Origin of the sequence: Methylobacterium sp. Leaf118, from assembly GCF_920984675.1 — a bacterium.
Taxonomy (GTDB): Bacteria; Pseudomonadota; Alphaproteobacteria; order Rhizobiales; family Beijerinckiaceae; genus Methylobacterium.
Window position 1 is genome coordinate 112,578 of the sequence record NZ_CAKLBV010000002.1, and the last position, 20,209, is coordinate 132,786.

At 71.5% G+C, this 20,209-nt stretch carries 26 protein-coding genes and 1 tRNA gene; 15 read left to right on the top strand and 12 right to left on the bottom strand.

Annotated elements, in window-relative coordinates; all coding sequences use genetic code 11:
• Positions 1-56 precede the first annotated feature (56 nt).
• Genes LW587_RS01655 through LW587_RS01665 form a run of 3 tightly spaced genes read left to right on the top strand, consistent with a single transcriptional unit; the run spans position 57 to position 928 of the window.
• Positions 57-407: a hypothetical protein gene (locus tag LW587_RS01655; RefSeq protein WP_232627869.1), complete on the top strand. Its 351-nt coding sequence runs from the start codon at positions 57-59 to the stop codon at positions 405-407.
• The gene (locus LW587_RS01660; protein WP_232627870.1) at positions 397-714 is read left to right on the top strand and encodes a hypothetical protein; all 318 of its coding nucleotides are present in this window, start codon (positions 397-399) and stop codon (positions 712-714) included. Before LW587_RS01655 ends, LW587_RS01660 begins: the two co-directional genes overlap by 11 nt.
• Positions 715-757: 43 nt before the next feature.
• Entirely contained in the window at positions 758-928 is a 171-nt protein-coding gene (locus LW587_RS01665; RefSeq protein ID WP_232627871.1) for a hypothetical protein, read from the top strand.
• Between the two features lie 51 nt (positions 929-979).
• Here LW587_RS01665 and hmpA read toward each other — a convergent pair whose 3' ends face one another.
• Positions 980-2,221 carry an NO-inducible flavohemoprotein gene (gene hmpA, locus LW587_RS01670; RefSeq protein ID WP_232627872.1) on the bottom strand — a complete coding sequence of 414 codons (1,242 nt, stop codon included), beginning with the start codon at positions 2,219-2,221 and terminating at the stop codon, positions 980-982.
• 93 nt (positions 2,222-2,314) lie between these two features.
• Here hmpA and LW587_RS01675 point away from each other — a divergent pair, with 93 nt between their 5' ends.
• On the top strand, positions 2,315-2,785 hold the full coding sequence (locus LW587_RS01675) for an Rrf2 family transcriptional regulator (protein WP_232627873.1): 471 nt from the start codon (positions 2,315-2,317) through the stop codon (positions 2,783-2,785).
• Between the two features lie 66 nt (positions 2,786-2,851).
• Here the strand turns inward: LW587_RS01675 and LW587_RS01680 are convergent, their stop codons facing one another.
• Entirely contained in the window at positions 2,852-4,225 is a 1,374-nt protein-coding gene (locus LW587_RS01680) for a PleD family two-component system response regulator (protein WP_232627874.1), read from the bottom strand.
• A gap of 48 nt (positions 4,226-4,273) precedes the next feature.
• Positions 4,274-4,654, bottom strand: coding sequence for a response regulator (locus LW587_RS01685; protein ID WP_232627875.1), 381 nt, complete (start codon positions 4,652-4,654; stop codon positions 4,274-4,276).
• Between the two features lie 77 nt (positions 4,655-4,731).
• Here LW587_RS01685 and LW587_RS01690 point away from each other — a divergent pair, with 77 nt between their 5' ends.
• Positions 4,732-5,028 (top strand): DUF3572 domain-containing protein, encoded by a 297-nt coding sequence (locus LW587_RS01690; RefSeq protein WP_232627876.1) that lies wholly within the window; start codon positions 4,732-4,734, stop codon positions 5,026-5,028.
• 191 nt (positions 5,029-5,219) lie between these two features.
• On the opposite strand, the gene ruvA is transcribed toward LW587_RS01690, so the two are convergent.
• Positions 5,220-5,837, bottom strand: a complete 618-nt coding sequence (gene ruvA / locus LW587_RS01695; RefSeq protein WP_232627877.1) for a Holliday junction branch migration protein RuvA — start codon at positions 5,835-5,837, stop codon at positions 5,220-5,222.
• A gap of 69 nt (positions 5,838-5,906) precedes the next feature.
• Here ruvA and LW587_RS01700 point away from each other — a divergent pair, with 69 nt between their 5' ends.
• The 6 genes from LW587_RS01700 to minE all read left to right on the top strand — a co-directional run bounded on the left by LW587_RS01700 (position 5,907) and on the right by minE (position 10,425).
• Complete coding sequence (locus tag LW587_RS01700) at positions 5,907-6,542, top strand: YceI family protein (protein WP_232627878.1); 636 nt, start codon at positions 5,907-5,909, stop codon at positions 6,540-6,542.
• 97 nt (positions 6,543-6,639) lie between these two features.
• Positions 6,640-7,206: a crossover junction endodeoxyribonuclease RuvC gene (ruvC, locus tag LW587_RS01705; protein WP_232627879.1), complete on the top strand. Its 567-nt coding sequence runs from the start codon at positions 6,640-6,642 to the stop codon at positions 7,204-7,206.
• Between the two features lie 237 nt (positions 7,207-7,443).
• Complete coding sequence (locus LW587_RS01710) at positions 7,444-8,415, top strand: hypothetical protein (RefSeq protein WP_232627880.1); 972 nt, start codon at positions 7,444-7,446, stop codon at positions 8,413-8,415.
• Between the two features lie 223 nt (positions 8,416-8,638).
• The gene (minC, locus tag LW587_RS01715; protein ID WP_232627881.1) at positions 8,639-9,325 is read left to right on the top strand and encodes a septum site-determining protein MinC; all 687 of its coding nucleotides are present in this window, start codon (positions 8,639-8,641) and stop codon (positions 9,323-9,325) included.
• A 12-nt stretch (positions 9,326-9,337) separates the two neighbouring features.
• Entirely contained in the window at positions 9,338-10,153 is an 816-nt protein-coding gene (gene minD, locus LW587_RS01720) for a septum site-determining protein MinD (protein WP_232627882.1), read from the top strand.
• Positions 10,150-10,425 carry a cell division topological specificity factor MinE gene (gene minE, locus LW587_RS01725; RefSeq protein ID WP_232627883.1) on the top strand — a complete coding sequence of 92 codons (276 nt, stop codon included), beginning with the start codon at positions 10,150-10,152 and terminating at the stop codon, positions 10,423-10,425. Before minD ends, minE begins: the two co-directional genes overlap by 4 nt.
• Before the next feature lie 118 nt (positions 10,426-10,543).
• On the opposite strand, the gene LW587_RS01730 is transcribed toward minE, so the two are convergent.
• The 4 genes from LW587_RS01730 to LW587_RS01750 form a co-directional block, all read right to left on the bottom strand.
• The gene (locus tag LW587_RS01730) at positions 10,544-11,908 is read right to left on the bottom strand and encodes a cytochrome P450 (protein ID WP_232627884.1); all 1,365 of its coding nucleotides are present in this window, start codon (positions 11,906-11,908) and stop codon (positions 10,544-10,546) included.
• Between the two features lie 131 nt (positions 11,909-12,039).
• Positions 12,040-13,458, bottom strand: coding sequence for a flagellin N-terminal helical domain-containing protein (locus LW587_RS23965; protein ID WP_269780282.1), 1,419 nt, complete (start codon positions 13,456-13,458; stop codon positions 12,040-12,042).
• 152 nt (positions 13,459-13,610) lie between these two features.
• A complete protein-coding gene (locus LW587_RS01745; RefSeq protein WP_232627885.1) occupies positions 13,611-14,054 on the bottom strand; it encodes a DMT family transporter in 444 nt (147 codons plus the stop codon).
• Between the two features lie 130 nt (positions 14,055-14,184).
• Positions 14,185-14,541: a hypothetical protein gene (locus LW587_RS01750; RefSeq protein WP_232627886.1), complete on the bottom strand. Its 357-nt coding sequence runs from the start codon at positions 14,539-14,541 to the stop codon at positions 14,185-14,187.
• Positions 14,542-14,725: 184 nt separating this feature from the next.
• Between LW587_RS01750 and LW587_RS01755 the strand changes: the two genes are divergently transcribed.
• A complete protein-coding gene (locus tag LW587_RS01755) occupies positions 14,726-15,871 on the top strand; it encodes a glycosyltransferase (RefSeq protein ID WP_232627887.1) in 1,146 nt (381 codons plus the stop codon).
• Between the two features lie 62 nt (positions 15,872-15,933).
• Here the strand turns inward: LW587_RS01755 and lipB are convergent, their stop codons facing one another.
• Positions 15,934-16,605, bottom strand: a complete 672-nt coding sequence (lipB, locus tag LW587_RS01760) for a lipoyl(octanoyl) transferase LipB (protein ID WP_232627929.1) — start codon at positions 16,603-16,605, stop codon at positions 15,934-15,936.
• Positions 16,606-16,730: 125 nt separating this feature from the next.
• Here lipB and LW587_RS01765 point away from each other — a divergent pair, with 125 nt between their 5' ends.
• The 3 genes from LW587_RS01765 to LW587_RS01775 all read left to right on the top strand — a co-directional run bounded on the left by LW587_RS01765 (position 16,731) and on the right by LW587_RS01775 (position 17,881).
• A complete protein-coding gene (locus tag LW587_RS01765) occupies positions 16,731-17,036 on the top strand; it encodes a FliM/FliN family flagellar motor switch protein (protein WP_232627888.1) in 306 nt (101 codons plus the stop codon).
• A 124-nt stretch (positions 17,037-17,160) separates the two neighbouring features.
• Positions 17,161-17,245, top strand: a tRNA-Leu gene (locus LW587_RS01770).
• A 384-nt stretch (positions 17,246-17,629) separates the two neighbouring features.
• Positions 17,630-17,881, top strand: a complete 252-nt coding sequence (locus LW587_RS01775; protein WP_232627889.1) for a DUF2798 domain-containing protein — start codon at positions 17,630-17,632, stop codon at positions 17,879-17,881.
• 279 nt (positions 17,882-18,160) lie between these two features.
• Here LW587_RS01775 and LW587_RS01780 read toward each other — a convergent pair whose 3' ends face one another.
• The 3 genes from LW587_RS01780 to LW587_RS01790 all read right to left on the bottom strand — a co-directional run bounded on the left by LW587_RS01780 (position 18,161) and on the right by LW587_RS01790 (position 19,924).
• Positions 18,161-18,394: a hypothetical protein gene (locus tag LW587_RS01780; RefSeq protein WP_232627890.1), complete on the bottom strand. Its 234-nt coding sequence runs from the start codon at positions 18,392-18,394 to the stop codon at positions 18,161-18,163.
• Between the two features lie 407 nt (positions 18,395-18,801).
• Entirely contained in the window at positions 18,802-19,074 is a 273-nt protein-coding gene (locus LW587_RS01785; RefSeq protein WP_232627891.1) for a hypothetical protein, read from the bottom strand.
• Between the two features lie 232 nt (positions 19,075-19,306).
• Positions 19,307-19,924: a hypothetical protein gene (locus tag LW587_RS01790; RefSeq protein WP_232627892.1), complete on the bottom strand. Its 618-nt coding sequence runs from the start codon at positions 19,922-19,924 to the stop codon at positions 19,307-19,309.
• Positions 19,925-20,209: the final 285 nt, after the last annotated feature.

A 20,209-nucleotide genomic window follows, 5' to 3' on the forward strand; every position in this document is an offset into this window, starting at 1 on the left:
CGCAACCCCTCTGGTCCCGGGCGGTTGTCCCGGTCGAGACCCGAGGAGATTTCCGCATGACCGAGACCGAGCGCACCCGGCCCTCGCTGAAGGAATTCGACGCCACCGCGGACCGCAACGGCCAGGATCTCGGCGGCGGCTCGCCCCTCGATGTCGGCCGTCCGGCGCGAACCCAGGCCGAGCTGAGGAGCAATCCCGATGGCGAGGCGGAGGCCGCCCGCATCGCCTCCGGCCTGCCAGGCCAGGACGCGACCGACCAGACCGCGGCCGAGACGCCCGCGGAAAACCTCCGGCGCATCTCCGATCCCTCCACCGGCAGCCCCGAACCGGACGAAGCCGCGAAAGAAGCGATCGAGCGGGCGACCGCCGCCGTCGGCAGCGAGGAGGCCCCGCGTCATGGGGAATGAGAACCGCCCCGACGAAGATCTGCGCAACGTCGGCACCCGCAAGCCCGACGAGGCGGTGGGCTCCCGGGGGCCGGCGCCTGCGGGCGGGGGCCACCAGACGCCCGAACAGGCCGCGATCACCGCGCAAGGGTCGGGCGGACGCTCCGATGCCGAGCGCGAAGGCGAGTGGCCCGACACCGGCGAGACCGGTCGGACGCCCCCCGCGATCGGCGGCTCCTCCGGCGGCCATTCCGATCGCAAGGCCGCGGCGGGGCCCAAGGCCGGCAAACCGGTCGCGGGCGAGCCCGACCGGGCCAAGTCGTCCTGACGGTGACCCGAGGCGGACCTGCGGTTTTCAGGGGAGGGGGATCATGGACGACCCGAGGGACGGCCAGAACGAGAAGCCGCAGAATCCGAAGCGCGAGGACCGGGAACCCGCCAACAGCGCCCCGGACGCGGTGAAGGACCCGAACGAGAAGACCGACGGCCAGCCCGGCGTGCCCCCGGGTCAGGGCGACGAGGCCGACCCGGGCGCGGGATGACGCGAGGCTGAGGCTCCGGGCCCCGTTAGGCGACTTGGTCAGGCGGCTTGGTCAAGCCGCCTGGCGCGGTGCCTCGAACAGATCGTCGGCGGGGCCGAAGAACTCGAAGCGCACGCGCTCGGCCGGAATTCCGAGCCGCAGGAGGCCGCTCACCAGGGCGGCCAGGAAGGGCTTGGGTCCGCAGAGGTAATAGGTCGCGTGCGCGTGCGGGGTGTGGGCCACCAGCCAGTCGGCGGTGATGAGCCCGGCCGCGTCGTAGTCCTTGCCCAGCCGGTCCGCGGCCTCGGGGGCGGCATAGGCCGTGTGCCGCTGCTGGGCCTTCCCGCTGGCGATCAGGCCGCGCACATGCTCGCGCAGGGCGTGGACCCGGCCGTTCAGGGCGCCGTGGACGTACCAGGTCGGCCGGTCGGGCGTGTCCCGCACGATCGTCTCCAGCATGCTGACCATCGGCGTGAGCCCGACGCCGCCGCTGACGAGGACCACCGGCGCCGTGCCCTGCCGGTCGAGGAAGAACTCGCCCGCCGGGGCGGCGACCTTCAGCACCGTGCCGGGGCCGGCCGCATCGTGGAGCCAGGTCGAGGCGAGGCCGGCGGGCCGTCCCGGCGCGGTCTCGCGCTTCACGGTGATGCGGTAGGCGCGATCCCCGGGGGCGCTGGAGATCGAGTAGTTCCGCTTCAGCACGCCGTGCCCCGGCAGGTCGAACAGGAAGCCCAGATACTGGCCGGGCTCGTGGCGCAGCACCGGCCCACCATCGGCCGGGACCAGAACGAGGGAGCGGATCGTCTCGCTCTCCTGCGTGACGCTCTCCACCACGAAGTCGCGCCAGCCGTTCCAGCCGCCCGGCTGGGCCGCGAGCGTCCGGTAGATCGTCGCCTCGCGTCCGATCAGGATCTCGGCCAGGAACCAGTAGGCCTCACCCCAGGCGGCGCGGATCTCCGGGGTCGCCGCCTCGCCCAGGACATCCCCGATCGCGGCCAGGAGCGCCTCGGCCACGTGCGGATAATGCTCGGGCAGGATGTTGAGGGCGACGTGCTTCTGGGCGATGCGCTCCACCGCGCCCGCCAGCACGCCGAGATTGTCGATGTTGCGGGCATAGGCCAGGACGGCCATGGCGAGAGCCTTGGGCTGCGCGCCCGTCTCGCCGTGATGGGACTGGTTGAAGAGGTCGCGCATCTCCGCATTCTGGAACAGGCGGTCGTACATGCGGCGCGTGATGGTGAGACCGTGGGCCTCCAGGGCCGGAACGGTCGCCTTGATGAGGGAAACGGTCTGGGGGGACAGAGGCTCGGGCATCGCAGATCCAAAGGTTCATTTGGTATGAACCTTTTAGCGCGGCCGTTGAAAACATGCAATCGAAATGTATCTTAAAGGCTGTCCGGAACCGCCATGCGCCTCACCCGCTACACCGATTACGCCCTGCGCACCCTGATCTACGTCGCCCTGCACGAGCCCCGGCAGAGCTCGATCCCTGCGATCGCGCGCGCCTACGGCATCTCCGAGAGCCATCTGACGAAGGTGGTCCACCAGCTCGGCCGGATCGGGCTCGTGCACACGATCCGGGGCCGGGGCGGCGGCCTGCGCCTCGGGCGCCCGCCCGAAGAGATCGTGGTCGGCGCCGTGGTGCGGGCGACGGAGGACGACCTCGCCCTGGTCGAATGCTTTTCCGGGGGCGCCTGCGCGATCACGCCGTCCTGTCGCCTGCGGCGCGTGCTGGGCGAGGCGCTCGCGGCCTTCCTCGGCGTGCTCGACCGCTACACCCTGGCCGACCTCCTGGGCGGGCCCGACGGCGATGCGATCGCGCAGCTCCTCGGCCTGTCGGCGCCTGGCGCCGTGGGGGAGGGGCGCCATCCCGATTGAGCGGATCGCGGGCTGTCCCCGCCCGTGACCGGCCCGAGGCGGGGGGCGGGCCGATCGCGTTGGCGGTCAGGCCGCCGCCGCTTCGACCCGGTTCCGGCCCGCGGATTTCGCCTGATAGAGCGCCGCGTCGGCGCGCTTGAGCATGTCGGCGGGGGTCGCGTCGGTCGGGCGGCGCACGGCAACGCCGATCGAGACGGTCACCGGGATGTCACGGGTGCCGCGCTGCACCGTGAATGGCGCGGCCTCGACGCGCTCGCGGATGCGCTCGGCGATGGCCCGCGCCTCGGGCAACTCGGCGCCGGGCACCACCATCACGACCTCCTCGCCACCGTAGCGGGCCAGGATGTCCATCGGCCGCACCTGCTGGCGGATGCGCTCGGCGAACGCCCGCAGCACCTCGTCCCCGGCCTCGTGGCCCCAGGTGTCGTTGATCAGTTTGAAGCGGTCGATGTCGAGCAGCAGGCAGGCGAGGCCCTTCTGGTGCAGCATCGCGTCGCCGAAGACCGGGCCGATATGCCGGTCGAGATAGCGCCGGTTGTGCAGGCCCGTGAGGTCGTCGGTGATGGCGAGTTCCATCGAGGCCTGGAGCGCGCTCCGCAGCGTCTCGGAGAAGCGGCGGCGGCGCACCTGCGTGCGCACCCGGGCGATCAGCTCGTTGCGGTCGACCGGCCGCAACAGGTAGTCGTTCACGCCGAAATCGAGCCCGCGGGTGATGCGGGACTTCTCGTCCATCTCGCCGATCATGATGAGCGACATGGTCCGCGTCCGGTCCAGCGAGCGGAGCTGGCTGCACAGGCGCAGGCCGTCGAAACCCTCGAGGTCGAGGCTCACCAAAGCCAGCTCGAAGCCGCCCTCCGGCGCCAGCACCAGCGCCCGATGGGGATCGGATTCCACGGTGACCTGGTGATGCTGTGCCAGCGCCGTGCCGATCCGGTCGGCGGCGCCCGGCCGGTCCTCGACGAGGAGGATCTTGGCGTTCTCGCCAGTATCGGCGGCGGCGAGCGCCAGCGGGTCGGCCCCGCCGATCTCGCGGGTGGCGAGCGCCCGGTTGCGCAGCTCGTCGGTGACCGCCTTGAGGCGCACGAGGCTGCGCACCCGCGTCATCAGCGCGGTGTCGTCGATCGGCTTGGTCAGGAAGTCGTCCGCGCCCGCCTCGAGACCGCGCAGGCGGTCGGCGGGCTGGTCGAGGGCGGTCACGATCACCACCGGGAGATGGGCAGTGTCGGGATTGGATTTGAGCCGGCGGCAGACCTCGAACCCGTCCATGCCCGGCATCATCACGTCGAGCAGGACGACGTCGCAGGCGCCCCGCTCGCAGATGGCGAGGGCATCCGGCCCGTTCATGGCGACCACCACGTCGAAATACTCGAGCGACAGCTTCGTCTCGAGCAGACGGACGTTGGGGTAGAGATCATCGACGATCAGGACGCGGGCCGACATGGTTCCTCCGCTGCGCGGCTGGCCGGCCGCCCGGGCACCCTGGGACAATCAGGCAGCGCCGTCGTCGCCAATGTAGCGGCGGACCGTTGCCAAAAACTTCGCAACCGAGATCGGCTTCGAGAGATAGGCTTCGCAGCCGCCTTCCCGTATGCGTTCCTCGTCTCCCTTCATCGCGAAAGCGGTGATCGCGATGACGGGGATGTCGCGCAGGTCGTCGTCGTCCTTGAGCCACTTGGTCACCTCCAGGCCCGACACCTCGGGCAGCTGGATGTCCATGAGGATCAGGTCGGGGCGGTGGGCCCGCGCCAGCTCGATCGCCTCGATTCCGTTGGCGGTCTTCAGCGTGGCGTAGCCATGCGCCTCCAAAAGGTCGTTGAAGAGCTTCATGTTCAGCTCGTTGTCTTCAACGATAAGAACGGTTTTCTTCATGACCTGCTCCGGCGCGGTCGCGACGACGTTCCACCCCGTGGCCCGGCCCTCGAACTCTCTTAAACTGCCACTCGTTGATGAAACGCAAACTTGATCATAGGGATGTCGGCGGCGAGCGTCTCGCCGTCGAAGTGCTGGGATGGCTCGTGGGCGACGACGAGCGTCTCGCCCGCTTCGTCATCGAGAGCGGACTCGACCCCGCGACGCTGCGCGCGAGCGCCCGGGATCCGGGCTTCCTGACCGCCGTTCTCGACCATGTCATGGGCGACGAGCTGCGGCTGATCGCCTGCGCGCAGGCCCTCGACGTGAAGCCGGAAAAAATCGCCGCCGCGTGGCAGAAGTTGCAGCCACCGCCCTTCGACGACGGGTTCTGAGCCGGCGCCCACCGGCCGCGCCAACGCCAAGCCAACGCCAAGCAAACGCTAAGCCCTTGGCCGGCCTCGCGCGAGCGTCGGCGCCCCGGCGCGGATCCGGTTCGACCGCCCGGCGGCGCGGGACACGCGGCGGCTGTTGCCGCCCGCCGCCCGTCGCGGGGGATGTCAGGCCCTCCCGCGGCGGCGGCCGGCTATCGGGCGAGTTCCTTCAGGCCGAGCCGGATCAGCGTCTTGGCCTCGGCGCCCTCGGCCGCGCCCTTGAGCGCGGCGGCGATGGCGGCGGAGGCCTGAACCTGGGGATAACCCAGATTCACGAGGGCCGAGATCGCGTCGGCGACCGGCTGGGGGGCGGTGCGGTCCTCCACCGCCCCGGTCAGCGCCACGAGTGCCGGGTCGATCGGGGAGAAGGCCGGCGCCTTGTCCTTGAGTTCGGCCACCAGCCGGGCGGCGAGCCGCGGGCCGACGCCGGGGGCGCGGGCGACGGCGCCCTTGTCCCCGGTGGCGATGGCCGTGGCCAGGGCCGCGGGCTCCAGCACCGAGAGCAGGCCGAGGGCGACGCGGGTGCCGACCCCCTGCACGGTCTGGAGCAGGCGGAACCATTCCCGCTCGGCATCGGAGCGGAAGCCGTAGAGGCGGATCATGTCCTCCCGGACATGGGTCTCGATGGCGAGGTCCGTCGCCTCGCCGGGCGGGGGCAGCCGCTGCAGGGTGCGGGCCGAGCAATGCACCACGTAGCCGACCCCGTTCACGTCGAGGATGACGAAATCCTCTCCGTAGGAATCCACCAGCCCCTTGAGTTTGCCGATCATCTCGGGTCCGTTGCCGCGCCGCGCCCGGGACCATATCCGTCACGCGGGCCCAAGCCACAAGGTCACCGCATGAAGCGCATCCTCGCCCTCGCCGCCCTCCTCCTCCTGGTCGGAGCCGCCGCATCGGCGCCGGAACCGGCCCGCGCGCAGGACGCGCCCCCCGGCCTGACCAAGGATCCGGGACAGGTGAAGGCCGGGCGCTACCGGCTCGATCCGGCCCACGGAAAGATCACGTGGTCGATCAGCCATCTCGGCTTCTCGACCTATTACGGGCAGTTCACCGAGGTGGCGGGCGAACTGACCCTCGACCCGAAGGAGCCGGCCCGCAGCAGCGTCTCGGTGAAGATCGGGACCGGCAGCGCCAACGCCCTCAACGACAAGCTCAACGCCCATCTCAAGACGCCGGACTTCCTGGACGTCGCGGCCCATCCCGAGGCGACCTTCGTCAGCACCGCGATCGAGCCGACGAGCCCGACCACCGCCCGGGTCACCGGCACCCTGACCCTGCGGGGCGTGGCCAAGCCCGTCGCCTTCGACGCCACCTTCAACCAGGCCGGCGTCAACCCGGTCGACAAGGCCTATTCCGTGGGCTTCGACGGCTGGGCGGTGATCAAGCGCTCGGAATTCGGCGTGAACGCCTTCCTGCCGCTGCTCGGCGACGAGGTGGCGCTCCGGCTGGAAGGCGAGTTCAAGGCCATCGACTGATCGCCGCGCCGGGCGGAGCGGTTTGCCGGAACCCTTCGTTCACGATATGTGCGCGAGATGGTGACGCGCCGCGGCGGCGCGTGACCGGAGGCGACCGATGACCGACGACGTCCGCATCCTCGGCATCGACCCCGGCCTGCGCCGCATGGGCTGGGGCCTCATCGTCGCGCGGGGGACCAAGCTGTCCTACGGCGCCTGCGGCGTCGTCACCTCCGACGGCGACCTGCCGCTGGCGCTGCGCCTGCGCGAATTGCACGAGGGCCTGACCCGCGTCGTCGCGGCGCATACCCCCGACGAGGTCGCGGTGGAGGAGACCTTCGTCAACAAAGACGCGCAGGCGACGCTCAAGCTCGGCCATGCCCGCGCGGTCGCGCTGCTGGTGCCGGCTCTGGCCGGGCTGCCGGTGGCGGAATACGCGGCCAACCTCATCAAGAAGACGGTGGCGGGCTCCGGCCACGCGGAGAAGGTCCAGATCCAGGCGATGGTGCGGTTCCTGCTGCCGAAGGCCGAGTTCAAGGTCGCCGACGCGGCGGACGCGCTCGCGATCGCGATCACCCATGCGAGCCACCGGGGCGCCATCGCCCTCGGCCGCCGTCACGCCGTCCCCGCCGGCACGGGTCCGGGGGCGGCCCGGATCGCGGCGGCGCTGGCGCGGCAAAGCTGACGCGGCAAAGCTGACGCGGCAGAGCGGTCGGCGGGGCGCCGATCGGCGTCCCGCGGAACCCGGCGAGGGTGCCGTCCCGAACCGGGGGTCGGCCCGATCCGGGGGGGGCGGACGAGCGTCAAACGGGACAGTCCCGGCCTTTCCGCACCGATCGATCGCATTGTCGGCATCGGCCGAACCGTCGCTTCACGGGAAGGCGGGCTCGATCATGGATCGGAGCCCTGGAGGCGTCGTCCCATGCGCGTGCCCGTCCTGACGATCCTGCTCGCCCTCGCGTCCGTCCCGGCCGCGGCGGACGACGCCTTCCGTACGCGACTGACCGGCTACATCGCGGATCACGGCGGTTGCGCGGGCAGCCGCGCCCTGGTGGAGCGGGAACTCGTCGCGTTCGAGCGCGGGCGCGGCGACGGCGACCCGGGCGGGTTGCTCCTGTTCGGCAAGGCCGCCGCGGAATGGGGCGGCGAGGACATCCGCGACCTCGTCGCGGTGATCCGGGCCTGCGAGGCGCTGCGGGCCCGTCCGGGCCAATCCGCCGAGGAGGGCGAGCGCCGTCTCGCCGAGCGGACGGAGCCTCTCGCCCGGGCGATGCGCCGGGTCATCGTCCTGAGCAGCCCGCCCTCCGCCATCCCTGAGCCCTCCGCCCGTCCCGGCCTGCGGGCCGATGCGCTGCCCGGGGCCGGGGGCGAACGGGACGCCGCCGGACCGCACCGTCGGCGCCTGGGGCCGGCCTTCGTGCCGGTGGATCTTTCCCGCGCCCCGCCGCCCGCGGGCAAGGCCGGGGAGGACGGACGGCGCACGCCGCTCCCGCCGTTCCCGCGGGTGTCGGCCGAGGCCCCGCCGGCGCCGGCCCCCGAGCCGGAAGAGGCTCCCGTGGCGGCGCGGCGCACGGCGATCCACGTCGCCTTCTCGCCGGAGGCGGCACCCGAGGCCGGCCCGGCGTTCCGCCGCGCCCCGCCGCGCGCCCAAGCCCCGGACCCGCAGCCCTGCGCGGTCACCCGGGAGCGGTTCGAGCGCCTCCGCTCGGGCATGACGCCGATGGAGGTCGAGGCGGTCTTCGGCTGCCGCGGGCGTCTCGACAGCGCCTCGGTGATCGAGGGGATCGGCACCTTCGAGGTCCATGTCTGGTCGCCGCCGAGCCGGCCCGGCTCGGTGACGGTGACCTTCCAGGACCGCCGCCTCAAGGCGAAGGCGCAGCGCGGGCTGATCTGAGCCCGGCGAAGCAACCCCGGCGCCCTCGGTCCGATCCCGGGATCGCAGGATCCCGAAGGCACGGGCCGGCGCACCCTCGGCGTCGCCGCACGGGTCCGATGGGTCCGGGGGGCGGAAGAAAATGCCCGAGCCGGCAAATTTTGCCGGGCGAAGCGATAAAATTAACCGCCCGGTAACCTTACCGACGATCAATGAGGGGGTCGGTAAGGAAACGTCAACGCCCGTGACCAGCCCCGCTCCCGCCCATCCCTCACTGCCCCTGCGAGGCCGCGTCTTCCGCGCGGTGTCGCTGGCGCCGCAAGCCCCGGTCGCCGAGTGGCTCGTCCTCCTGGACGAGGCCCTGAAGCGCACGGCGACCTTGTTCGACGACAAGGCCGTGATCCTCGACGTCGCGGGTTTGCAACCCACGGCGACCGAGCTGGAGAGCCTGATAACCGAACTGACCGTCCGGCGCCTGCGCATCCTCGGGATCGAGGGGGCCACGGCCGCGCTCCCCGAGGGTCTGCCGCCCCGCCTGGTCGGCGGCCGCCCGCAGGGCGAGCCGATCGACGCGCCGGCCGGACCCGAGGAGAAGCCCGGCATGTCCTCGCTCACCATCGAGGGGTCGGTGCGCTCGGGGCAGAGCATCGTCCACCCGGAGGGGGACGTGACCGTGATGGGCTCGGTGTCCTCGGGCGCCGAGATCCTGGCCGGCGGCTCCATCCACGTCTACGGCGCCCTGCGCGGGCGGGCCATCGCGGGCGCCGCCCGCAACCCTCGCGCACGCATCTACTGCCGCAAGTTCGAGCCCGAGCTTCTCGGCATCGACCGCCTCGTCCGCACGGCCGAGGACATGGGCAATCACCTGCGCGGCCAAGCGGTCCAGATCTGGTCCGACGGCGGCGCCATCAAGATCGCAGCCTTGGGTTAAGGGGAAACGAGAATGGCCAAGGTTCTTTGTGTCACGTCCGGTAAGGGCGGCGTCGGCAAGACCACCACGACGGCAGCGCTCGGCGCGGCGCTGGCCCAGGCCGGCGAGAAGGTCTGCGTGGTCGATTTCGATGTCGGGCTGCGCAACCTCGACCTGATCATGGGCGCCGAGCGCCGCGTGGTCTACGACCTCATCAACGTCACCAACGGCGACGCCAAGCTGCCGCAGGCGCTGATCCGCGACAAGCGCCTGGAAAACCTCTCCCTGCTGCCCGCCTCCCAGACCCGGGACAAGGACGCCCTCACCGACGAGGGCGTCGAGCGGGTGATGGGGGAACTGCGCGAGAAGTTCGACTGGATCGTCTGCGACAGCCCCGCCGGCATCGAGCGCGGCGCCCAGCTCGCCATGCGCCACGCGGATGTGGCCGTGGTCGTGACGAACCCGGAAGTCTCCTCGGTGCGCGACTCCGACCGGATCATCGGGCTCCTCGATTCCAAGACGGTCCGGGCCGAGCGGGGTGACGAGATCGAGAAGCACCTGATCCTGTCCCGTTTCGATCCCGCCCGGGCCGATCGCGGTGACATGCTCAAGGTCGACGACGTGCTCGAGATCCTCTCGATCCCGCTGCTCGCCATCATCCCGGAGAGCCTCGAAGTCCTGCGCGCCTCGAATGTCGGCTGCCCGGTGACCCTGAACAACCCGCTCTGTGCCCCCTCGCGGGCCTATATCGACGCCGTGCGCCGCCTGAAGGGCGAGACCGTGCCGATGGCGATCCCGACCGATCGCAAGTCCCTGATCAACAAGCTGTTCACTCGGAGGGCCGCATGAGTGTCCTGACCTTCCTCAAGCCACGGGGCTCCGGCTCCGTCGCCCGCGAGCGCCTGCAGCTCATCCTCGCGCATGAGCGCGCCGAGACCGGCAGGCCGGACCTGGTGATCACCCTGCGCGAGGAAATCCTCGCGGTGATCGCCAAGCATGTCGAGGTCGAGCGCGACAAGGTGCAGATCACGCTGGAGCGGGGCGAGGGCGTGTCGACCCTGGGCGTCGACATCGAGTTCCCCGTCTCTGCGCTCCCCGCCAAGAAGCGGGCCCGCGCTTGACCGGGACGATCGAACGCGACGGGCCCGCGGCATCGAGAGGATGCCGCGGGTCGCTGTCGTTGGCGATGCGGGACCGGCCGGGGGGGCTCTCCCTCTGCCGCGGCCGGGGCGCTTGCGATTACGTCCGGAGGCTCAACCGAAACGCCGGCGCGTGGTCGGGTTGGGTCGTCACCACGGCGGCCGGCAGGACCGGACGGTCGTCCGCCCGTTCGAGCCGGAAGCGCCCGACGATGCAGCTCAGCGCCAGGGTCGCCTCGGTCAGTGCGAAGGCCGCGCCGATGCAGACCCGCGGACCGGCCCCGAACGGCAGATAGGCGAAGCGCGGGATCGGCGGCGCGCCCGGCAGGAAGCGGGTCGGGTCGAAGGCGTCGGGGTCGCGCCAGAGCCGGCGGTGCCGGTGGAGCAGCCAGGGCGCGATCGTCACGCTCTCGCCGGGCATCACCGCCTGGCCGGCGAGCACGTCCGGCCCCAGCGCGGAGCGGGCGATCATGTAGGCGGGCGGATAGAGCCGCAGGGTCTCGTCGATCACCGCGCGGGTGAGGGGCTTCTCGTCCGCGGCGGCCTCGGCGGCGACCGCCTCCTGCGTCTCGGGCGAGAGTGCCAGCAGGGTGCAGGCCCAGAGCAGGGTCAGCGCGGTGGTCTCGTGCCCGGCAAGGATCATGGTGGCGACCTGATCGCGCAGCGCCTCCGGCGTGAAGCTGCGGCCGCTCTCCGGATCGCGGGCCGCGCGCAGCAGATCGAGCAGATCGCGGGGCGGGTCGGAGGGTCCGCTCGCGCGCCCGTCCTCCCGGTCGGCGATGATGCCGTCGAGGAAGGCGACCCAGTCGCGCCGAAACCGGGCGCGGGCCCGGTCGAGGGGCGTGGCGAAGCGCAGGGGGACCAGGGCGTCCGACAGATGCGGGCGTCCGAGCCGCTCCGAATAGGCCGTGAGGAAGCCGCGCAGCGCGCGCCCGTGGCGGGCCATGGCGACCGAGAACATGGTGCGCCCGGCGATCTCCAGGGCAAGATGCTGAAGCGCGGAGAACAGGTCGACCGGCCCCGCCGCGGCCGGGCCCTCGAGGGCGGCCACCGCCTCGTCGCTCGCCGAAAGGATGTGGGGGACGAGGGTTTCCACCGCCCGCGGGGTGAAGGCGGGCGCCAGCGCCCGGCGCTGGTGGCGCCACGCCGCCCCCTCGCTGATGAGCAGCCCGTCGCCCAGCATCGGCCGCAGGACCCGGATCGAGATCGCCGTGCGGGCGTAATTGCCGACATTGTCGACGAGGACGCGGCGCACCGCCTCCGGGTCGCTCACGGTCAGCCGCACCTTGCCGAGCAGCCGCCGCCGCCGCACGGGCGCCTCGTAGGCGGCCGCCGGCCAGCAGCCGATGCCGTTGGTGCGCATCTGGGTGACGAAGCGAAAGGCCGACAATTCCCGGACCGGCGGCGTCGGCACCGGCGGCACGAGGCGGCCCCCCGTGAGGACCGGCTGGAGGTCGATGGCCATGATTCTCCGTTCGCGCTCGCCCGGACCTCATGTCCGCGCGGGCGACCGGACGTCCCGGGTCGCCGTTCGAGGCTTCTACGGCCTCGGCGGCGGGACCGCGAGTGCAATCGCCGGGGGCGAGGCCGGAGGCGTCAGGAGCGGAACAGCGACATGATGTTCTGGCTGCCCGAGTTGGCGATGGAGAGCGCCTGGACGGCGAGCTGCTGCTGGGTCTGGAGGGCCTTCAGCTTGGTCGACTCCTCCTCGATGTCGGCGTCGACCAGGATGCCGATCGTGCGGTCGTTGGCCTTCATCAGCGTGTCGACGAAGGTTTTCTGGCCGTCGATCTGGGTCTTGTTGGCGCCGAGCTTGGTGCCGGCATCCGTCACCTTGGCGATGGCCTTCTCGACCTGGGTGATGATGGTGCTGAGCGCGGTGTCGCCCGCGGTGCCCGCCAGGGCCGCGATGTCGATCGTGGCGACGGAAACGCCGGTGCTGCCGTCGGCGGTGTCGAGGATGCCCTTGCCGGCGGTGGTGCCCGCCGCCGAGCCGCGGCCGAGGCGCGCGTCGGTTCCCGCCGTGCCGGTGCCGAAGCCGACATCGACCAACGTGTTGCCGCCGGTGGCGGCCACGTTCTGGACCGTCACCTGGGCGGTGGTGCCCGAGCCCGTCGCCGTCGTGGTGAAGGTCAGGCGGCCCGAGGTGTCGAGCGTGGCGACCACCTCGCCGGACAAAGCGGTGGCGTCGGTGTCGGCGGCGATCTGGTTGTTGATCGCGTCGAGGAATTCCTGGGACGTCACCCGGGTGAGATCGGCCGCGGCGGAGGAGAGCGCCGCCCGGTTCAGGCGGATCGTGGCCGTCGAGCCGTCGCCGAGCGAGAGCGAGAACGCCACTTCGTTGGTGGTGCTGAAATCGGCGGTGCCGCGGTTGGCCACGACCGCGTCGGCGGGCCGGAAGGCGGCGGTGCCGGTCAGCGAGGTCGAGCCGAACACCTGGCCCGCCGTCGCCGGGGTGGTGAGGCTGCTCGAGTTCACGTCGTAGAGCTTGATCGCGTTCACATCGACGCCGATCATCGAGAAGGTCACGGTGCCCGACGCCGCCCGCGAGAAGCCCGCCACCACGCTCTGGGTGGCGCGGTAGGAGCCGTTCGCCGGCGAGGAATCGACCGAGAGCCAGTTCTGGCCGGAGGAGGTCGAGGAATCGGCCGTGGCCTTCATCTTGGCCTGGATGGCCTTGATCTCGACCTGGACCTTGGCCCGATCGACGCCGGGCTGCAGGGCGGTCTGAAGCTTGGCGCGCAGGTTCTGCAGATCGGACAGGACGGAGTTGAGGCCGTTATAGGCGGTGTCGACCGCCGAGGAGCCGAGGCCGAGGGAGTCCTTGACCGCCGAGAGGGAGGCGTTGTCGGTGCGGACCGTGGTGGCGATCGACCAGTAGGCGGCGTTGTCGGACGCGGCGGAGACGCGCTGGCCGGTGGAGACGCGGTTGCTCGTGGCATCGAGCTGGTTGTTGATGCCCTTGAGCGTCGTCAGCGCCGTCATGGCGGAGATGTTGGTCAGGAGGCTGGTCACGGATCGGGCTTCCGGTGGGGGCGAGGAGCGGTGGGCGGTCCGGCCCGCCCGCTCCGTGCGTGGATGCGTCGTCTCACCGATTCAATGACGGCGCCCCGTTAACAGGCGCTTAAGCATAACCCCAGGATCCGACCGCGCCCGACCCTGCGGCCTCAGGACAAGGCGACGAAGACGACGCCGACGATCATCAGGGCGCCTCCGACCAGACGCAGGGGGCCGGCCGCGTGCACCGCGAATCCGACGAGGCCGAAATGGTCAAGGGCGATCGAGGTCACGACCCCCGCGGTCACGAGGAGCCCCAGGAACGGCGCCGCCCCGATTCGGTGCGCGACGAAGAGCTGGGCGATCACGAGGCCGGTGCCCACCGCCCCGCCGAACCACGCCCACCACGGCGTCGCCGTGACCTGCTGCAGGCTCGGCAGCTGCATTCGCCCCGAGACGAGGCCGACCACCAGCATGGCGGACGTGCCGACCAGCATCGAGACGAGCCCGGCCGCGAAGGGCTGCCCGAGTGAGCGCGCGAGCTGGGTCGTCAGGCCGGGTTGGATCGCGTTGGCGATGCCGGCGATCAGCACGGCGCCGTAGAGCAGGAGCATGGTCGTCGATCCGTGGCGGCCGGCCCCGGACGGCGCGGCGGAAGGGGCCGGCGGGCGAAGGCCGGCCCGGCGCGGATCGGTGCGCCGCCGGGGCCTTCCGGCCCCGGGGCGGGACGATGACGGTCGACGCTCAGGCCGCAGCGGGCTCGACGCTCTCGGCGAGAGGGCTCGCGTCGGCATCCGCCTCGTCGATCGCGGCGACGGCGCCTTTCCGCGTGACCTCTGGGTCGGATCGGCCGAGCGCCCGCGCATCGGCCGCCGCCGCGCCGAACCCGGCCGGCCCGTCATACGACATGCGCGGATACTGGGCGATGATCTGGATGTCCCGCAGGAGGCCGTCCCCGGAATCCTGCAGCCTCTGCCTGAGTTCGGGATCGCTCGCCTGGTCGCCGCGCGTGCACAGGGCCCGCGCCATCGGGTCGTTGGCCGACCAGAGCTCCGTCATCTCGTCGAGATAGACATCCTTGAGACTGTCGGGTGCCGACATCGGAAGGCGCCTCGTTCGGGGGTGTGATTGCCCGGGAAACCGCCGTGAGCCGGCCCTGTTTCCGCGGCAAACACCCTCAGCCGCGGTTCATCGCGCGTGGCCTAGAGCCTCCCGGTCCGACCGTCGGCGCTGTTTGCCCGGGCGCGTCGCCGTTCTCATCCGCCGGTTCTCTCGGAGCCCGTCCGTGCCCTCCGCTCCTCTCCCCGATACCCTCGTCGCCGTGCCCGTCCGCAACGAGGCCGAGCGGATCGCTGCCTGTCTCCGGGCGCTCGACGCGCAGGCCGGCCTCGCCCCGGGCCGGCTCGGCCTCGTGCTGTTCCTCAACAACTGTACCGACGGCACGCCCGAGATCGTCGCGGGGCTGCTGCCCGGCATGACCATCCCGGTGCGAGTGATCGAGCGGACCTATGCCGGCGCCCATGCGGGCTGGGCGCGCCGCGCCGCCATGGACGCCGCCGCCGCCTGGCTCGACGAGGCGGGCGTCGCCGGCACTCTCCTGACCACCGACGCCGACAGCCTCGTGCCGCCGGACTGGGTCGCGGCCAACCTCGCCGCCCTGGAGGCGGGCGCCGACGCGGTCGCCGGCCGGGTCGAGCTGATCCCGGAGGAGGCGGCCCTGCTGCCGCCCTCGCTCGCTGCCCGCGGTCGCCTCGAGGACACCTACGACGCCCTCATCACCGAGATGGAGGCCCGCATCGATCCCGATCCGCACGATCCCTGGCCCTGCCACCGCACCACCATCGGCGCCTCCCTCGCCGTGCGGCGCACCGCCTACGCGCAGGTCGGGGGCATGCCCGAGATTCCCCTGGGCGAGGACGGCGCCTTCGTCGCCGCCCTGCTGGCGCAGGGGTTTCGCGTGCGCCACGACCGCGCCGTGATGGTGTGGATCTCGGCCCGTCTCACCGGCCGCGCCGCCGGGGGCGTCGCCGACACGATCCGCTCGCGCTGCGAGGAGCCCGACGCCCTGTGCGACGCCCGCATGGAGGCGGTGCCGCGCGCGCTCCACCGCTACGTCTGGCGCGCCCGCCTGCGCCGCCTGCACGGGCAGGGGCGCCTGTCCCGCGACCTCGCCTGGGCGCGCCGGCTCGGCATCCCCGAGGCAGAGGCGTTGCGCATCGCCGCCCTGCCGCGGGTCGGCGAGATCGTCGCCGGCGTCGACCGGGCGAGCCCGCGCCTCGTCTACCGGCCCCTGATGCCGCGCGCGCTGCCGGGCCAGATCCGGCTCGCCCGTCTCGTGCTCCCGGTGCTGCGGCTCGCCCTGCGCCTGCGCCGGGCGACCCCGTCCCTCCCGCCCGTCGCCGCCGTGCCCCCGGCCACCGCCGACGCCTGAGCCCCGGGTTTCGAGAGGGATGATCCCTTGGGAAACGCGGACGTCATTGGGAAACGCGGACGTCAGCCGTCGTCCCGCGTTTCGCCGAAGATCGGCTCGAAGGCGGCGCGCAGCGCCATGTCGACCTCGGGCAGGCTGACGATGCGGCCGAGATCGGCCAGGCTCGTGACGCCGTGCTCGCGCACGCCGCAGGGCACGATGCCGGAAAAGTGCGACAGGTCCGGCTCCACGTTGAGGCTGAGGCCGTGCAGGCTCACCCAGCGCCGCACCCGGATGCCGATCGCCGCGATCTTGTCCTCGACGGTGGCCCCCTTCTCGGGCCGGCGCACCCAGACCCCGACCCGGTCCTCGCGCCGCTCGGCGCGGACGTTGAAGCTGTCGAGCGTGGCGATCAGCCAAGCCTCCAGGCTCGCCACGTAGGCCCGCAGATCCGGCCGGCGCCGGTTCAGGTCGAGCATCACGTAGGCGATGCGCTGGCCGGGCCCGTGATAGGTGTATTGCCCGCCCCGCCCCGTCTGGTGGACCGGGAAGCGCTCCGGCTCGACGAGGTCGGCCGCCCGGGCCGAGGTTCCGGCGGTGTAGAGCGGCGGATGCTCCAGGAGCCAGACGAGCTCGTCCGCCTCGCCCCGGGCGATGGCGGCCGCCCGGGCCTCCATGACGGCCAGCGCCTCCTCGTAGGGTACGAGGCGATCGGACACGCGCCAGCCGACCGGGGCCGAGCCGGCCCGGGGCAGGAAGGCGCCGGGCGCCGTGGCGAGCCGCGGGGCCGAGGGAGGGGAAGGATCGGGCGCGTCGTTTACCAAGGCTTCACCATCCTGCGCGGAAAGATTCTCCCGGCAGAGATGGGGAGCAATCGCGCGTGGCGGTCCTGGACGAACTGAAGGTCGATCTCAAGGTCGTGCTGGGGCGCAGCCACATGCCGCTGCACATGCTGCTGCGCATGGGCCGCGGCGCGGTGATCGAACTCGACTCCACCGACACCGACATGGTCGAGATCCTGGCCAACGACCACCCGATCGCCCGCGGGCAGATCGTCGTGACGGGCAATCGGATCTCGGTGGAGGTCACCGAGCTGATCCGCAAGGCCGAGGTGGTGCGCACCCCCGGCGTGACGATCGGCGAGGGCGCCGTGCCCCTCCTGGAGGACATCGACGCCGTGGTGTGAGCCGCGACGCGGGACGGCCGCGGACGAAGAAGCGAATGCGGCGCTTGTGCCCGCCCCAGGCTTCTGTTATCCGCTGCGCCGCCCACACGAAATGCCGGCCCGCTCCAACGGACCGGCGGCACGGGCGGCCATGGCGGAATTGGTAGACGCGCTAGCTTGAGGTGCTAGTCCCGCGAGGGGTGGAGGTTCGAGTCCTCTTGGCCGCACCATTCTCTTTGTCGTTGTTGAACAAAGAGTTGGTGCCTTTTTGGGGTGGCGTGACGACCGTGCTCTCACGGAGTGGTCGCACCGACCGCCCCCTTTTTCACAGTCCGACCTTTTGAAACGCGCGAAGACCGGGGCGCCCCGTCGCTGTCAGCGCGCCCGCTCGACCCATTGTCCGCGGGGGAAGGGGCGGTCTGCCGGTCGGAGCCGTTTCACGCTCATCGTCGTCGAATGTGGCCTCTGCGCCTCCGTGGAGGCACGGCCGTCCGGCCCGCCGGGCTTCCTCTGAAGGCGCCTGCGGCCGGCCTCCGCCATGACCCGCAGGGTCCGAGATGAGAGGCGTGGCCTCGGGCTTGCCTCCGGCCCAGGGGCAGGCCCCCGGAGACCCAATGCTGCCCATCGCGCGACGCCATCACCACTACGTCTTCGCCGTCCTGCAATCGGGCCTCACCACGTTGCTGGCGAGCGGCATCGCCAGCCTGCCCCTGATCGACGAGAGCCGCTTCGTGCAGCACTGGCTGTGGTCCTGGCTGACCGCGTGGATGCTGATGGTCCCGGTGGTCGTGATGGCGGCCCCGACGATCCGGCGAATCGCCCTCGCGCTCACACGGGCCGATCCCTCCGACCCACCGCGCCCGTGAGGTTTGCCCTCTCCCGCGTCAGATGGCTTCGGCCTGGCGACGGGAGCCTTCCGCCGCCGAGCAGGCCCAGAGGGGGCTCGGCGCAGCCCTTGCCCTCGGGGAGGCGAGCGATCGGATCGTCCTGGGCCGCCTGCGGGCACGGGGTGAGGGCCCGTCCTCGACGCCTCCAACGAAAAAGACCTCCCGACCGTTGGTGGGAGGCCCCTCGGGCGGCCCCTCGAGGCCACGGAGCGAGGGGAGGGCGTCATCCACGCCCTCCCGTTGCGTGAAGGCCGCGCCTTACATGCGGCGCATCATCCGGCGGTTCATCATGCGGCGGTCGTGACGGTGCATCATCCGCTTCCGCATCATGTGTCGACGCATCATCATCCGCTCGCCGGGGCTCATCCGAACCGGGGTCACGCCGGTCTCGGCCTGAAGGCCGGCCGGTGCGAGCGGCGCCGCCGAGGCCGAGCCGGAAGCCAGGGCGAATCCGCCCAGCAGCACCGCGAGCGCAAGCGTCGTCTTCTTCATCACCATCTCCCAGGGAACGTCATGCCGTCCCAGGCAGAGGGGAAGGTGGTTTTGAACCGCCAAGGTTCCCGAGGGAGCAGGTTTTTCTCCCGGCCGCCCCAAAAGCCGCAGCCGCGGCCGTAGCGGTCGCCCATCGAGGCGACCCGCTTGTGGGGGCAGGGGCAGGGGTGGGGGCAGGGGCGGGGGGGGGGCAGGCCGATGCGGCGGGACGCGCCTGCAAGGGCCATCCGCCGACCGTCCCGGCGGGCAGGGCACCCGAGGAGCAAACCCACACGGGGCGCGTCAGGCCGGCCATCGCGGCGAAGGTCGGGCGTCGCCGGGGGCCCGGGTCGGCTTGCGCCCTGAACCCGGCCGCCTCGCCAGAAACGGGAGCGGCGATGCCGCCGCCCCCTGTTGTCACGGGCGCGTCAGCGTCCGTCGCGCTCGCGCACCGAGCGGCGCTCTTCGCGGCGCTCCATGCGCTCCTCCCGGCGGGGATCCGGGTCGACGCCGAGCACGCCGCCCACGGTGCCGGTCGCCGCGCCGACCGCACCGCCCACCACGCCGCCGACGGGACCTGCGGCGCGGCTTCCGTCTTCCGCGCCCCGCTCGGCGCCGCGGATCGTTCCTTGAGCCTGGGCGGTGGCGGACAGGGCGAGCGGGGACAGGACGAGGGCCGAGGCGAGCAATAGCCGCTTCATGGGGTTGGCTCCTGATCGGGTGCGCTGGCAGGGGGCCGCGCTTCCTAGGGTCAACCGCCGCGACGGCAGAAGGTGCCGAAAAAGACGTCCAAGACAGGCGTCACAGGGCTCGCGTCCCACGCCGGCACGCCCCCGGTCCCGGGGGACCTTGCCCGCGATATGCCTCGTCTCTCACCCGAATCCGTCTGGGGTCCGGTCCCGTTGGAGCCGGTTCGGACATCGCGCGTGCGTCCTACGGACTGAAGACCGCGTCATAGAGTTTCTGGGAGAAACGAACGGTCTCGGCGAGGCGGCAGGATTGCACGATCTCCTCACCCACGGGATTGACCGACACACGACGATAGGTGGCGCATGCGCGATCGCGGAAGGTGCGAAAGGCCGCGGTGGCGCTCTTCACCGGAGCCGTCTTCGCGGAGCCGGCCGTCACCGTCGGAAGGTGATCCAGGACGCCGTCCCAGATCGTGATCTCCCGGGCCAAGCACCGAAGCGCCTCGCCGCCATCGAGGGCGTCGCACACCGTTCCGTCGCGTTCCTTGGCGGAACACCCCGTCTTCGGCGGCACCGGGGTCACCGGCGCGGCCCCTGGGGCCGGGAGGTCGCCGCCCTCATGGGTGATGCAGGACGCCCGGGCCTCGATGATCGGCCCGAGGCTCGAATCGGGTTTCCCCCCGGCGGCTGTCGGGGCGGTCATGACGAGAACGGCCATGACGCGACCAACGCGCCGAATATCCGCGGCCCGTGCGCGCGTCTTCATGCACGCAACATCTGCAATCATGCGCGATCCACTCCTTTTAAATGTATACTGCCGATCTTCACCGGCGCCAGAAGCGCAATGTTGCAAATTCGACACGCATCCGGCATCATTTTTCGGCGTGCGATCTCCTGCGTAGACTAATTTTCTTACAGTGGATACGGATTTCAGGGTCGCTTCGCGGCAAATTGGGGGAAACAGACATGCGAAAGTTCGCTCTTATACTGATGCTTGCCGCTTTTGCTGCGGGAACTATTCCGGTCATGACCAGTGTGTCTGCTGAAGCCAAGTGCTCCTACACGATGAACAGCGGCAAGGCCCGTTGGAGCTGCTGACGAATCAGCCCATCGGGGATGCGAGCGGCGACCGAGAGGTCGCCGTCTT